Annotated in this window: 11 protein-coding genes; 7 read left to right on the top strand and 4 right to left on the bottom strand. The window is 68.3% G+C overall.

Annotation, left to right across the window (positions count from 1 at the left end):
- Positions 1-3: 3 nt before the first annotated feature.
- From F1C58_RS11870 to F1C58_RS11860, 3 genes are read left to right on the top strand one after another with little or no spacing between them, the layout of a single operon-like run.
- Complete coding sequence (locus F1C58_RS11870; protein WP_185201306.1) at positions 4-405, top strand: GntR family transcriptional regulator; 402 nt, start codon at positions 4-6, stop codon at positions 403-405.
- Positions 402-1,292, top strand: a complete 891-nt coding sequence (locus F1C58_RS11865) for an ABC transporter ATP-binding protein (protein WP_185201305.1) — start codon at positions 402-404, stop codon at positions 1,290-1,292. Before F1C58_RS11870 ends, F1C58_RS11865 begins: the two co-directional genes overlap by 4 nt.
- Positions 1,289-2,059, top strand: coding sequence for an ABC transporter permease (locus tag F1C58_RS11860; RefSeq protein ID WP_185201304.1), 771 nt, complete (start codon positions 1,289-1,291; stop codon positions 2,057-2,059). The genes F1C58_RS11865 and F1C58_RS11860 overlap by 4 nt, the downstream gene beginning before the upstream one ends.
- An 11-nt stretch (positions 2,060-2,070) precedes the next feature.
- Here the strand turns inward: F1C58_RS11860 and F1C58_RS11855 are convergent, their stop codons facing one another.
- Positions 2,071-3,084 (bottom strand): endonuclease/exonuclease/phosphatase family protein, encoded by a 1,014-nt coding sequence (locus F1C58_RS11855; protein ID WP_185201303.1) that lies wholly within the window; start codon positions 3,082-3,084, stop codon positions 2,071-2,073.
- A gap of 33 nt (positions 3,085-3,117) precedes the next feature.
- On the opposite strand from F1C58_RS11855, the gene F1C58_RS11850 reads away from it, so the two are divergent.
- Positions 3,118-3,969 carry a PHP domain-containing protein gene (locus F1C58_RS11850; RefSeq protein WP_185201302.1) on the top strand — a complete coding sequence of 284 codons (852 nt, stop codon included), beginning with the start codon at positions 3,118-3,120 and terminating at the stop codon, positions 3,967-3,969.
- A 38-nt stretch (positions 3,970-4,007) separates the two neighbouring features.
- On the opposite strand, the gene F1C58_RS11845 is transcribed toward F1C58_RS11850, so the two are convergent.
- A complete protein-coding gene (locus F1C58_RS11845; RefSeq protein ID WP_185201301.1) occupies positions 4,008-5,474 on the bottom strand; it encodes a DEAD/DEAH box helicase in 1,467 nt (488 codons plus the stop codon).
- 191 nt (positions 5,475-5,665) lie between these two features.
- Between F1C58_RS11845 and F1C58_RS11840 the strand changes: the two genes are divergently transcribed.
- A complete protein-coding gene (locus F1C58_RS11840) occupies positions 5,666-6,385 on the top strand; it encodes a ferritin-like fold-containing protein (RefSeq protein WP_185201300.1) in 720 nt (239 codons plus the stop codon).
- A 17-nt stretch (positions 6,386-6,402) separates the two neighbouring features.
- On the opposite strand, the gene F1C58_RS11835 is transcribed toward F1C58_RS11840, so the two are convergent.
- Entirely contained in the window at positions 6,403-6,693 is a 291-nt protein-coding gene (locus tag F1C58_RS11835) for a hypothetical protein (protein WP_185201299.1), read from the bottom strand.
- A gap of 3 nt (positions 6,694-6,696) precedes the next feature.
- Positions 6,697-6,921 (bottom strand): DUF3107 domain-containing protein, encoded by a 225-nt coding sequence (locus F1C58_RS11830; protein ID WP_185201298.1) that lies wholly within the window; start codon positions 6,919-6,921, stop codon positions 6,697-6,699.
- Between the two features lie 110 nt (positions 6,922-7,031).
- On the opposite strand from F1C58_RS11830, the gene F1C58_RS11825 reads away from it, so the two are divergent.
- Together F1C58_RS11825 and F1C58_RS11820 are read left to right on the top strand one after the other, a co-directional pair.
- Complete coding sequence (locus F1C58_RS11825) at positions 7,032-10,178, top strand: ATP-dependent DNA helicase (RefSeq protein ID WP_185201297.1); 3,147 nt, start codon at positions 7,032-7,034, stop codon at positions 10,176-10,178.
- Positions 10,171-13,359 carry an ATP-dependent DNA helicase gene (locus tag F1C58_RS11820; protein WP_185201296.1) on the top strand — a complete coding sequence of 1,063 codons (3,189 nt, stop codon included), beginning with the start codon at positions 10,171-10,173 and terminating at the stop codon, positions 13,357-13,359. The genes F1C58_RS11825 and F1C58_RS11820 overlap by 8 nt, the downstream gene beginning before the upstream one ends.
- Positions 13,360-13,368 lie beyond the last annotated feature (9 nt).

Here is a 13,368-nt window from a genome sequence, read left to right as displayed (position 1 = left end):
ACCATGGACGATTCGCGGCCCATCTTCCTCCAGATCGCGGAGCAGGTGGAGAACGACATCATCGCCGGTCTCGTGGCGGAGGTGTCCCAGGTGCCCTCGACCAACGAGTTCGCCGCGTTCTACCGCATCAACCCGGCCACCGCGCTCAAGGGTGTCAACCTGCTCGTCGACGCCGGCGTCATCTACAAGAAGCGCGGCATCGGCATGTTCGTGGTCGCCGGAGCGAGAGAGCGTCTGATGTCGAGGCGACGCGATGAGTTCCTCGTGGAATTCGTGCGTCCCCTGATCGCCGAGGCCTCGAAACTCGGGATCACCCCCGGGCAGCTCAGCAGCATGATCGAAACCAGCATGTTCCACACCGACGGGGCTGGGACAGGCCCGGTCGACAGGGAGGGCACGAAATGACCGCAGTCATCGAGGTCGAAAACCTCACCAAGCGCTACCGCGGTGTGACGGCGGTGGATGCCGCCACCTTCGCCGTCGAGGAGAACACGATCTGCGGGCTGCTCGGCCGCAATGGCGCTGGCAAGACGACGATGATGCAGCTGCTCACCGGGCAGGAGTTCGCCACGAGCGGCTCGATCAGCATCTTCGGCGAATCCCCGGTCGAGAATGCCGCGGTGTTGCAGAACATCTGTTTCATCAAGGAGGGGCAGCGGTACCCCGAGGACTTCCGGCCGCGCCACGTGTTCGCGAGTGCCCCGTGGTTCTTCGCCAACTGGGATGCAGAGTTCGCCGAACAGCTCATCGAGGAATTCCGGGTGCCGCTCAATCGCCGGATCAAGAAGCTCTCCCGCGGACAGGTCTCGGCCATCGGTGTAGTGGTCGGACTCGCGTCCCGCGCACCGCTCACCTTCTTCGACGAGCCCTACCTCGGCCTCGACGCCGTCGCGCGGCAACTCTTCTACGATCGCCTGCTGGGGGACTACGTGGAGCATCCGCGCACTGTCGTGCTCTCCACCCATCTCATCGACGAGGTATCGAACCTGCTCGAGCACGTTCTCGTGATCGACGAGGGGCGAGTCATCATCGATGAGGACGCCGAGACGTTGCGAGGATCCGCGACGAATGTCGTCGGCCCGAAGGCATCCGTAGACGCGTTCCTCGCCGGCCGCGAGATCCTGCACCGGGACGGCATCGGAGGGCTGGCGTCGGCGACGGTGGAGGGATTCTCTGCCCAGGATCGACTTGAAGCGACCGCAGCCGGCCTCGAGCTCGCTCCGGTCTCGCTCCAGCAGCTCATCATCCGCCGAACCAGCTCGAGCGAGAAGGAATTCGAGGCAGCATCATGACGACGACCGCACTGTTCACGAGGGTGGTGCCCACAACGGGCACCCAGCGCATCGGGCGCATTGTGCGTCTGCATTTCGCCAACCCGTGGGGCACGATCGTGCTGCCGTGGATCATCCTCGGAACCATCTTCCTGGCCAACCTGGTGATCTGGCTCATCGTCTATTGGTCGGTGCAGGGCACCACGAACCGCGGGGATGTCGCCGACGGCCTGCAATACAGCGGCTCGAGCTTCTACATCTTCGTGTACATGCTGATCGTCGCCATCCAGGCCATCAACGTGACATTCCCGTTCGCGCTCGGCTACGGGGTCACGCGACGCGACTATTACCTCGGCACGGCCGTGAACTTCGTTGTCCTGTCTCTGATCTACTCCACGGGGATCACCGTGCTCTCTATCGTCGAGGAGCTCACCAACGGGTGGGGAGTCGGGGGGTGCATGTTCACCGCCGGGTATTTCGGCGGGGACTGGCCCACTCGCTTCTACGTCTTCTTCGTCGCGTTGCTCTTCTTCTTCTTCGTCGGTGCGCTGTTCGGGGCGATCTACGTGCGGTGGAGGGCAAGCGGCATGGTCGCGCTCTTCATCGGGCTCGGCCTGGTCGGAGTCGGGATCATTGCGCTGCTGATCCTCACCGACGGATGGTCGGCCGTCGGAGCATTCTTCGCGGCGGCCGGTCTCGTGGGGTCGGTATTCCTGAGCCTGGTGGTGACGGCGATTGCGGCAACGGCCGGATACGTCGTGTTGCGCGGGGCGACACCCCGCGGCTGATCTTGGCGAGCTCAGCCAGCCGGACGCAGCCGAACGACGATCGGCCGGTGGTCACTCCCCGCTCGATCGAGGTTCTCGACGACGCGCACACCCACGACCGCCCAGTTCGCCGTCGTCATCACATGGTCGATGGGGGCGCCGAGGAGAGCAGGGGCGACGGTCGGCCACGTGCCGACGGCAGCGGCGTGCGCACGAAGGGCGGCGTCCGTGCAGGCGCCGACGGTGGTGCCCGGTGCAGCGCCCAAGCCGGCGAGATGATCGAGAGTCGAGTTGAAATCACCGGCGAGGATCACATTCCCGCCGGGGCACGCTCCCGCGAGCCACCGGAGGTCTGACTTCCAGTTCTCGAGCTCTATCGGCTGCGGCGCCACCGGGTGGGCCGCCACGATGGTCGGACCGGTTCCGCTGTCGGGCACCATCACGAGGCTCGGGAGGGTGCCGGTGGAGCCGGCGGATTCGTCGAGGTGATAGGCCCCGAGCGCGGTGCTGATGAGCACTGAGGTCGACCGTGATTTGGAGATCTGCCCGTGGGCCACGGTATGGGCCACCATTGGGAGGCCCGCCGCGGTCATGAGCACGGCGACGGCGGTCGCCGTCTGCTCTGTGGTTTCCGGCAGCGAGACGATGTCCGCATCCGACTCGATGGCGAGTTTCGCGATCACCGCGGCGCCCGGCGCACCGCCCAGAGTGTTCCACGAGACGACGGTGACGTCGGCCCCGGCCCGGGCGGGCAGAGTGCCGCCGCCGAAGCCACGGCTGGAGAGCACTGCGGCGTTGAGAAGCACGAAGACCAGGGCGAGCGCGCAAAGGGACAGCCCGAGCCGTCGAAAACGCGGATTGGCGGCGGAGATGACCAGCAGAAGGAGGAGGATGACGGCGCCGCCCGCGGCTCCGGCCGCGCGGAACGAGACGAGCTGCGCGATTCCGGGGGCTCGTTGGAGCGAGAACAGTTGCGGCCAACCGAACAAGAGCACCGCTGCTGCCCCCAGGATGAGGAGCAGGGCAGCGAGCAGGCGGCGGAACATCGTGACCAACCCTAACGGGAATAGAGTTGCAGGATGCCCGGATCGATCGACCTGCACACCCACAGCAGCGTCTCCGACGGCACCGAGACACCGACCGAGCTCGTGCGGGCGGCCGTGGCGGCTGGACTCGGCACTGTGGCGATCACGGACCACGACTCGACCGCGGGATGGCAGGAGGCTTTCGCCGCGGCATCCGGAACCGGCCTGACCGTGATTCCGGGCATGGAGCTGAGCACGAACTACGGTCCGGCGAGCGTGCACATGCTCGCCTACCTCTTCGATCCGACGGACGCAACGGTGGTCGCGGAGACCGCGCGGATCCGGGATGGACGCCTGCACCGCGCCGAGCGCATCGTCGAGCGCATCGCCGCCGACTACGACATCACCTGGGCCGATGTGCTGGCCCAGTCGGTGGACGGGGGAACGCTCGGGCGACCCCACATCGCCGACGCCCTCGTGGCGAAGGGTCTCGTGAGCGACCGCAGCGCCGCGTTCGAAAGCATCCTGCACTGGCGCAGCGGCTACTACGAGAAGTACTACGCGCCCTCTCCGCTCGAGGGCGTCCGGATGATCGTCGCGGCAGGGGGAGTGCCGGTGCTCGCGCACCCGGCCACCCACGGACGCTACCGGGTGATCGAGGAGCACGCGATCGCGGAGCTCGTGGCTGCGGGTCTCTTCGGGCTGGAGATCCACCACCGGGACAACACCGAAGACGGAAAGGTGCGCCTCTACGAGCTCGCCGCGAAGTATGACCTGGTGGTCACCGGTTCGAGCGACTACCACGGCGAGGGCAAGCCCAATCGTCTCGCCGAGAACACCACGGAGCCGGAGGCACTTGCGCGAATCGTCGCAGCCGGTTCCGGCTCGGCTCCCTATCGCGGCTGACGCCCGAGTTCTGGGGCCCCCGGTTCAGACCCCGATGCTCAGGAGGCGGGAGGCGTGTTTCCCGCTCCGCCACGGCGGGAGCGGGTGCGGCGGCGTCGCGTCGGCGACGTGCCGTCGTGGGTTCCGCCGCCTTCGGCGCTCTCGCGCACGACATCCGTCGATCCCTCGCGCGGAGGACGTCCGCCCGTGGCTCCCGCGGGACGGCCGGAGTTGCGCCCGGTGCCGCCGTGGTCGCCGGAGCGGCCACCACGATCACCCGAGCGGCTGCGGTCGCCGTTGCTGTCCCGACCTCCGCCGGAGCGACCCCCGAGGTCGCTGTCGGCGGGACGGGGCTCGCGCGCCCGAACGGGACCGGCGGAAGCGAGGCGCCCCTTGGTGCCTTCCGGGATGTCGAGGTCGGTGAAGAGGTGCGGCGAGGACGAATAGGTCTCGACCGGCTCCGGCTGGCCCATGTCGAGCGCCTTGTTGATGGCGGCCCACTTGTGCATGTCGTCCCAGTCGACGAAGGTGACGGCGATGCCGGTCTTTCCCGCGCGGCCGGTACGGCCGGCGCGGTGCAGGTAGGTGTCGTCATCGTCCGGGATCGTGTGGTTGATCACGTGTGTCACGTCGTTGACGTCGATACCGCGGGCCGCGACATCCGTGGCGATCAGGATGTCCTTCTTGCCTGCCTTGAACGCGGCCATGGCGCGCTCGCGCTGCTCCTGGTTGAGGTCGCCGTGCACGGCGGCGGCGTTGAATCCGCGGTCGTTGAGTTCTTCGACGAGTTTTGCTGCCGCGCGCTTGGTGCGGGTGAAGACGACGGTCTTGCCACGTCCCTCGGCCTGGAGGATGCGGGCGATGACCTCGTCCTTGTCCATCGAGTGGGCGCGATAGACGACGTGCTTGATGTTCGCCTGGGTACGACCCTCATCGGGATCCGTCGCGCGGATGTGGATGGGCCGGTTCATGAAGCGACGCGCGAGGGCGACGATCGGGCCGGGCATCGTGGCCGAGAAGAGCATGGTGTGGCGGGTGGGGGAGGTCTGCGCGAAGAGCTTCTCGATGTCGGAGAGGAAACCGAGGTCGAGCATCTTGTCGGCCTCGTCGAGCACCATCACCTTGACGTCCTTGAGCGACAGCATGCGCTGGCTGGCGAGGTCGAGGAGGCGACCGGGGGTTCCGACGACCACCTGTGCGCCGGCCTTGAGCTGCTCGACCTGTCCCTCATACGCCTTGCCACCGTAGATGGCGGCGACCTGGGTGCCGCGGTTGGAGGCCGCAAGCACGAGGTCCTCTGCCACCTGCACGCACAGTTCGCGGGTCGGCACAACGACGAGTGCCTTCACGCCGGGCTCGGGGTTGAGGCCGAGCGACTGCAGAAGGGGGAGTCCGAAGCCGAGCGTCTTGCCCGTTCCGGTCTTGGCCTGTCCGATGATGTCCTGGCCGGCGAGTCCCATGGGGATCGTCTGAACCTGGATCGGGAAGGGCGAGATGATGCCCTTCGTGGCGAGAGCGTCGACCATGTCCTGGTCGATGTTGAGATCTGAAAATGTAGTGATGATGATGCCCTGTCTAAAAAGCGGCTACGCCCGCTTTGACCTGGGGCGTGCTGAGCCTCCACCAGAAATGGGAGGCATTACCACCAGTTTAGCCGCCTGTCGCCCCGGGAGCGTTTTCGCGGCGGTCGGCGGCCTGTCGCGGATAGGCTGTGCCCGTGGTCTCCTTGTTTTCTCGACGTCCCCGGCGCACTGATGCTCCCCGCCTCAAACCGCGGCGTGAGCCCGTCGCGCAGGTCGACCGCGTCGATCTCGCCGAACTGACTCCCGAGCTTCTTCCGTACCTCGGCCAGGCCGCCTACGTGCAGCTCGCGCTCTTCGAGACTCTCAGCCGCGCGGTGAGTGTGGCGCCGACCGCAGCCTCGAAGGTTGCGGTCAGCCGCGTGGCGGCCCTTGCGCTGGCGAAGCACCACGGCCTCGCGGCGGAGATCAAGAGGCTCGGACACGAGCCGGGCCCCGCGATGGCTCCCTTCGCCGCCCGAATCGACGAGTATGCCCACACGACGCTCGGGGCGGACTGGTACGAGATGCTGGTGACGGCATATCTCACCGCAGGACTCCTCGGCGACTTCCAGGTTCAGCTCGCGGCGGGGCTCTCCGCCGATGCCCGCGCACGCATCATCCCGCTGCTTTCCGGGGATGACGGCCACGCGATGCTCGTCGACGAACTGCGGTCTGCCATCGATGCCAACCCGAAGCTCGCGTCCCGGCTGGCCATGTGGGGACGACGTCTCGTGGGAGACACCCTGCTCATCGCCCGGTCATCACTCACGAACATCGGTCACAGCCAGCGCGACGAAGCCCGGCTCGAGCCGGCTTTCACCGAGTTGATCGCGTCGCACACGCGACGGATGGATGCCCTCGGCCTGACCGCCTGATCGGCCGGTCACTCCCGTCAGGCGTGGCTGAGGCTGGCGAGCAGCTCCGCGTCGTGTTCCGTGCGCTGACGCGCGAGGACGACGCTCGCCACAACGGCGACGACGCCCGCAGCGACGAGGCTGACCACCCAGATCCATCCGCCGTCGAATTTCCAGCCCACCCAGGTGAGGGCGGCCCAGACCACGGCTGCCACGATCGCGCCGATCGCCGGAACGAGGAGGGCGCCGTGCGTGGCGCGCTTCGGCACGCCGTAGCGCGCCGCAAGGCCAAGGACGGCCCCGCCGAGCGTCACGAACAGCAGTTCCATCGGTCAGGCCACGAAACCGACGCGACGGGACTCTTCAGAGCCGATCTCCAGGTAGCCGAAGGTCGCCACGGGAACGACGTAGACGTTGCCCTTCTGGTCGACGAGCTTGAAGAATTTCGCGTCTGAGGCGAGAGCCGCGGTGACGATGCCTTCGACATCCGCCGCCGACTGCGACGATTCGAGGTTGATCTCACGGGGGCTATTGGTGATGCCGATTCTTATGTCCACGTGCACAGATTACGACAGTTGGAGCGGCCCGAATCTCCCCGTTCTCTTTGGGCGGAACGAAGCGACGGCGCTGGTGCGGTGATGTCTCCGGCCCGCGCTACCGTGGGTCGATGGCTATCAGGGGGTTTCGGCAGGCGACGGCGCCGTCATCCGGCACCTCACCGCTCCCCCTCGATGCGTCACAGCGAGCGGTTCTCGACCTCGCAGACGGCGTCTCGGCCGCCGTCATCGGTGCGCCCGGTTCGGGCAAGACCGCAACGCTCGTGGAATTGGTGGCGCACCGCGTGGAGCACCGCGGTTTCGCCCCGGAGGAGCTTCTCGTTCTCACGTCCAGCCGCACGACGGCGACGCGTTTGCGCGACATCCTGGCGCTGCGGATCGGGGTGCCGACCAACGGTCCGATCGCCCGGACCGTCAACTCCCTCGCCTTCGAGATCGTCGGCAACGCCGCTCGTGCCGCCGGGGTGGACGCCCCGCGCCTGGCGACCGGCGGTGACCAGGACAGCGACCTCGCCCAACTCATCGACGGCCACCTCGAAGACGGATCGGGCCCCTCCTGGCCCGACCAGCTCGGTCCCGCGGTCCGGCGGCTGCGGGGTTTCCGCACCGAGCTGCGCGAACTGCTCGGGCGTTCCACCGAGTACGGGGTCACGCCGCAGCGTCTCCGCGCACTCGGCATCGAGCGAGACCGGCCGGAATGGGTCGCCGCCGCGGACTTCTTCGCCGACTACTTCAGCGTGGTGAGCAGCTCCCGTTCCAACCAGCTCGACTCGACGGAACTCGTGCAGTTCGCGATCGCCGCTCTCGGTCGTGGTGAGGGCGGTGCGGCTGTCGACCGGCTTCGTCTCGTGATCGTGGACGACCTCCAGGAGGCCACCCGATCCACGATCGGGTTGCTCGCCGCGCTGGCCGCCCGAGGCGTGTCGGTGATCGCCCTGGGGGACCCGGATGTCGCGGCCAATGCCTTCCGCGGCGGGGAACCGGACTCCCTCGCCCGCCTCGGCATCCTGCTCGACCTGCCCCACCTCGTCACCCTCGCCCTGTCGTCGGTGCATCGGCAGGAACCGGTGCTGCGGGAGTTCACCCGGCGCATCACCGATCGCATCGGCACGGCCGGAGCGTTCGGGCAGCGTGAGGCACGCTCCGCCGCGGGAGGGTCCGGCGATCCGGGATCCCGTCTCGCCCCGGTGCTCAAGGTTTTCGCCGAGAGCCCTGCTCGGCAATGGGCCGCGATCGCTCGCCAGCTTCGCGAACGTCATCTGCTCGACGGGGTCGATTGGAACCGCATGGCGATCGTCGTGCGCAGCGGATCCTCCGTGCCCCAGATCGCCCGGGCCCTCGCGCTCGCCGAGGTGCCGACCCGCACCTCGGTGGGCGGTCGGGCGCTTCGCGACGACCACGCCGCCCGCGGACTCCTCACCGTGGTGGATGTCGGAGTCGGTCGCACCCCGCTCGATCCGACGATCGCCGCAGAGCTTCTCCTCGGCCCGTTCGGCGGCCTCGACAAACTCGCTGTGCGGCGCCTGCGCCTCGCACTCCGGGCGGAGGAGCTGGCCGGAGGCGGCACGCGATCCAGCGACGAGCTTCTCGTCGACGCGCTCGGCGCGCCGGGCCGGTTCGCCACCATCGACCATCGTGTCGGACGCAACGCCGATCGACTCGCCCGCACTCTCGACGCCATCGGCGTCGCGGGCGCGGAGGGGGCGACCATCGAGGAGCTGCTCTGGCTGGCCTGGGATCGCAGCGGCCTCGCGTCAGAGTGGTTCGCCCGCGCCACCAGCGCGGGCATCGCCGCAGACGAGGCCAATCGCGACCTCGACGGTGTCGTCGCCCTCTTCACCGCGGCAAAGCGGTTCGTCGAGCGTCAGCCCGGCACCGCGGCGCAGGTGTTTCTCGACGGGGTGCTCGACGCCGAGGTGCCGGAAGACACCCTGTCTCCGCAATCGCTCGCCGACGCCGTGCTCGTGACCACCCCCTCCGGAACGGTCGGGCTGGAGTTCGACGTCGTGGTCGTCGCGGCCCTGCAGGACGGCGTGTGGCCGAACCTGCGCCTTCGCGGCTCGCTGCTCTCCCCGCAGGAGCTCGTGCGGGTGATGACCGGGCTCGGCGATGTGACGCTCGACGAGCGACGGCAGGTGCGCGACGACGAACTGCGGATGTTCGCACTCGCCGTCTCCCGCGCCCGCCGGCAGGTCATCCTCGCCGCCGTGGACAACGAGGACGAGTCGGCTAGCGTGCTCTTCTCGCTGGCACCGGCCGAGTCCGAGACCGTGGAGACAGCAACGCAGCGGCCGCTCTCGTTGCGGGCCCTCACCGGCCGGCTCCGTCGTGAGCTCGCGACGGGCCGGCGCACCCCGGCGGAGCGCACGGCAGCGGCATCCGCTCTCGCCCTGCTGGCACGAGAGCGGATCCCCGGCGCCGATCCCGAGGACTGGCACGGGCTCCGCGAGGTCTCGACGACTGATCCCGTCTTCGCCGCCGACGAGCAGGTTCCGGTCTCACCATCACGGCTGGAGGCCTTCGAGGACTCCCCGGTGGACTGGTTCATCGACTCGGTGTCCGGCACCCAGTCGAGCACCGCGATGGGGCTCGGAACGATAGTGCACTGGGCCATGGAGACGGCGACCGATCCGACCGTGGATGCGGTCTGGGGTGCTATCGAGGGTCGGTGGGGGGAACTCGCTTTCGAGTCGCCGTGGCTCGCCGAGCAGCAGAAGAGGGCTGCGCGGATCCTCGCTGCCGGGGTTGCGGAGTACCTCGCGGACTTCGCCCGTGAAGGCAAGGTGCTCGTGGGGGCGGAGAGCCGGTTCTCGATCGACATCGATCGGGCGACGGTGAACGGGTCCATCGACCGCGTCGAGCGGTCTGCCGACGGCTCGGTGGTGATCGTGGACCTCAAGACGGGCAATCCGATCGTGCCGCAGCCGAAGATCGACGCGCATCCGCAGCTCGGCACCTATCAGCTCGCCTATGTGCAGGGCGTCCTCGACGAATTCCTCGACGAACTCGGTGAGCACAGGGCCGGCGGGGCGAAGCTGCTCTTCGTGAAGAAGGGAACCAGGGGCAAGCTGTATCGAGAGGGAAACCAGGCGCCGCTCGACGAGCAGCAGCTCGAGGGATTCCGCACCCGCATCCGCCAGGCGGCCATCGGCATGGCCGCCGCGGCATTCGACGGTGCCCTCGATCTCGACGCCTGGGGGTCGTTCGACGTCGGTGCGAAGAAGCTGCATCGCGTGAGGTCGGTGGCCAGTGACTGAGGCGCCGTACGTTTCGGCGGACGACATCGCGGATGCCCTCGGCAGACCTCGGCCGACCGCCCAGCAGCGCCGGGTGATCGAGTCCCCGCTCGCACCGGCGCTGGTCGTCGCCGGCGCGGGAAGCGGCAAGACCGAGACCATGGCGAACCGCGTGCTCTGGCTGCTCGCCAATGGCCGGGTGGCGGCGGGGCAGATCCTCGGACTCACCTTCACCCGCAAGGCAGCGGGGGAACTCTCCCTGCGCATCCGGGAGCGCATCGACCAGCTGCATCGCGCCGGGCTGCTCGCGGAGGATTACGACGAGTTCGATCCGCCGACCGTCACGACCTACAACTCCTTCTCCAACCGGATCTACCGCGACAACGCCATCCTGCTCGGGCGGGAGAGCGACGGGCCGGTGCTCGGCGAGGCATCCTCATGGCAGCTGGCCCGCACGATCGTGATCGGTTCGACCGACGACCGCCTTCCGGGCCTCGGCAAGAGTGTCGACACCGTGACGAAGGCGGTGCTCGACCTCGCTCACTCGATGAGCGAGAACCTCGTCGACCCCACGGATGTCACGAACTTCGCCTCCCGATTCGCCGGGCTCGTCGAACTGCCGCCGGGAGGCCGGGGTGCCTACGAGGACGTCGCCGTGCTCGCATCCACCGTCGGGGCGCTTCCCGTGCTCGTCGACCTGGCGGCCCGGTTCGACGAGGCGAAGGTGCGAAGGGGGTTCGTCGAATACTCCGACCAGGTCTCGCTCGCCCTGACCATCGTGCGTGACGTTCCGCGTATCGCCGACGAACTCCGTGAGCAATACCGGGTCGTGCTGCTCGACGAGTACCAGGACACGAGCGTGGTGCAGACCCTGCTGCTCTCCGAACTCTTCGCCGGCCTGCCCGTGATGGCGGTCGGTGATCCCAACCAGTCGATCTATGGATGGCGCGGGGCGAGTGCCGCGAATCTGGACGGCTTCGCCCGCCAGTTCGACGCCGCTCCCGACGGGCAGTTCGCGCTCACCACCTCCTGGCGCAACGGGCACGACATCCTCGCCGTCGCCAACGCGTTGGTGGAACCCTTCCGCGGCGGCGGTGCAGCATCCCGCACCGGCGTCGATCGACTGGAGGCGGGGGCTTCGGCGACCGCCGTGCCGGTGAGGGTCGTCGTGGAGGAGACCCTTCCCGAGGAGGCGGAAGCCGCCGCCCGATGGCTGCGGGAGCGTCTGGACGTGCCTCACGGCAGCACTCCGCCCACCGCCGCGATGTTGTTTCGCGCGCGCAAGACGCAGGGTGCATTCATCGAAGCGCTGCGGCGCAACGGCGTGAAGTTCCACGTGCTCGGCATCGGTGGCCTGATGGCCGAGCCCGAGATCGCCGACCTTGTCTCGGCGCTCGCCGTGGTGAACGACCCGACCGCCGGCTCTGAACTGGTGAGGTTGCTCTCCGGATCGCGCTGGCGCCTCGGAGCGAAAGACCTGCACGGCCTCGGCCGGGTGGCCTCCTGGCTGCGGGACCGGGACTATGCCCAGCGCAGGCTCGACGATGACGTGAAGGAAGCGCTGCGGGCATCCGTCGCCGAAGCGGAGGGCGGGTCGATCGTCGAGGCCCTCGATTTCATCGCGACGGCACGGGCCGGGCACAGCCAGCTCGATCGGTTCAGCCCGGTGGGCCTCGAACGACTGAGGGATGCCGGCCGCACCTTCGCCCGGCTAAGAGCCCGCGCGGGACTCGACCTGCTCGACTTCGTCACCTTCGTCGAGCAGGATCTGATGCTGGACATCGAGGTCGCCGCCAATGAGACCCGATCGCTCGGTGCCGCGAACATGGAGGCTTTCTTCGACGCCCTCGGCGGCTATCTGGCCGTCGACGAGTCAGCCAGTCTCGGAGGATTCCTGTCCTGGCTCCGCGAGGCGGAGTGGCGCGACAACATCGCGCCGCGCCCGGAGGATCCCGAGCCGGGCACGGTGCAGCTGCTCACCATCCACGGGTCGAAAGGTCTGGAATGGGATCTCGTGGTGGTTCCGCGTCTCGTGGAGGGCGAGCTGCCTGGCTCCCCTCGCGAGGGATCGAACGGATGGCTCGGCTTCGGCATGCTGCCCTACGACTTCCGCGGCGATGCCGCGGAGCTGCCGCGTTTCGACTGGACGTCGGCAGCCACTCGCAAGGAACTCCTCGACAGCCGCGCGCTTTTCAAAGCCGAAGTGAAGGAGCGCCACGACGAGGAGGAGCGCCGCCTCGCCTACGTCGCCGTCACCCGGGCGCGGCACTCCCTGCTGCTCACGGCATCCTTCTGGGCGACCCAGTCCAGCCCACGACGTCCGAGCGCATTCCTGCGGGAGCTCGAGGCCGGGGGAGTGATCGGTGCGCTACCGCTCGAGAGTGAGCACACGGACAACCCCCTCGGCGACGAAGCGAACCTGTTCCGCTGGCCGATGGATCCCCTGGGCGGCCGCCGCGCCGCGGTCGAAGCGGCCGCACGCCTGGTGCGGGAGTCGGTGCCGGGAGCCGAGGGCTCCTGGGGAGTCGAGCTCACCCTCCTGCTCGAGGAGCGGCAGCGGCGCATCGACGCGGCCGGAGTCGTCGATCTGCCCACCCGGGTCTCGGCGTCCCGATTCAAGGACTTCGTGAGCGACCCGGCCGGGGTCGCGGCGTCTCTGCGCCGCCCGATGCCGGAGCGGCCGTACCGCGCAACGCGGCTCGGCACGCTCTTCCACGAATGGGTCGAGCAGCGCTACGGCATCCACGGCACCGCGGAGGAGCTCGATGCCCTCTCGGTCGAGCTCGACGTGGACGAATCGGTGCCGGGCGATCGGGTCGATCCCGACGGGCTCGCCACGCTCCGGCAGACTTTCGAGCGCTCGGAATTCGCGACGCTCACTCCTGAAGAGGTCGAGATCGAGATCCACCTGATCCTCGATGGCGAGGTGATCGTCTGCAAGCTCGACGCGGTCTATCGTGTCGACGGGCGCTATCGTGTGGTCGACTGGAAGACCGGAAAGGCCCCGCGGGATGCGGCGGACCTCGAGTCGAAGCAGCTGCAGCTCGCGCTCTACCGCCAGGCCTTCGCGGAGTGGAAGGGCATCGACCCTCTGCTGATCGACGCGGTGTTCTACTACGTGACAGAGGACCGCATCATCCGTCCCGAGCGCATCTACGACCGTGACGAGCTCGTGGCACTCTGGCGCACCGTCGCCCGCTGACTTTGGGGC

This window comes from Glaciihabitans sp. INWT7, from assembly GCF_014217685.1.
GTDB lineage: Bacteria > Actinomycetota > Actinomycetes > Actinomycetales > Microbacteriaceae > Lacisediminihabitans.
Note: the sequence above shows the minus strand (reverse complement) of the source record. Positions and strands in the feature narration are given on the sequence as shown.

Excerpts from the sequence above, each read along its gene's own strand:
- F1C58_RS11870 (WP_185201306.1), top strand. The coding sequence starts at position 4 with ATGGACGATTCGCGGCCCATCTTCCTCCAGATCGCGGAGCAGGTGGAG.
- F1C58_RS11850 (WP_185201302.1), top strand. The coding sequence starts at position 3,118 with ATGCCCGGATCGATCGACCTGCACACCCACAGCAGCGTCTCCGACGGC.
- F1C58_RS11825 (WP_185201297.1), top strand. The coding sequence starts at position 7,032 with ATGGCTATCAGGGGGTTTCGGCAGGCGACGGCGCCGTCATCCGGCACC.
- F1C58_RS11860 (WP_185201304.1), top strand. The coding sequence starts at position 1,289 with ATGACGACGACCGCACTGTTCACGAGGGTGGTGCCCACAACGGGCACC.
- F1C58_RS11845 (WP_185201301.1), bottom strand. The coding sequence starts at position 5,474 with ATGGTCGACGCTCTCGCCACGAAGGGCATCATCTCGCCCTTCCCGATC.
- F1C58_RS11865 (WP_185201305.1), top strand. The coding sequence starts at position 402 with ATGACCGCAGTCATCGAGGTCGAAAACCTCACCAAGCGCTACCGCGGT.
- F1C58_RS11835 (WP_185201299.1), bottom strand. The coding sequence starts at position 6,693 with ATGGAACTGCTGTTCGTGACGCTCGGCGGGGCCGTCCTTGGCCTTGCG.
- F1C58_RS11855 (WP_185201303.1), bottom strand. The coding sequence starts at position 3,084 with ATGTTCCGCCGCCTGCTCGCTGCCCTGCTCCTCATCCTGGGGGCAGCA.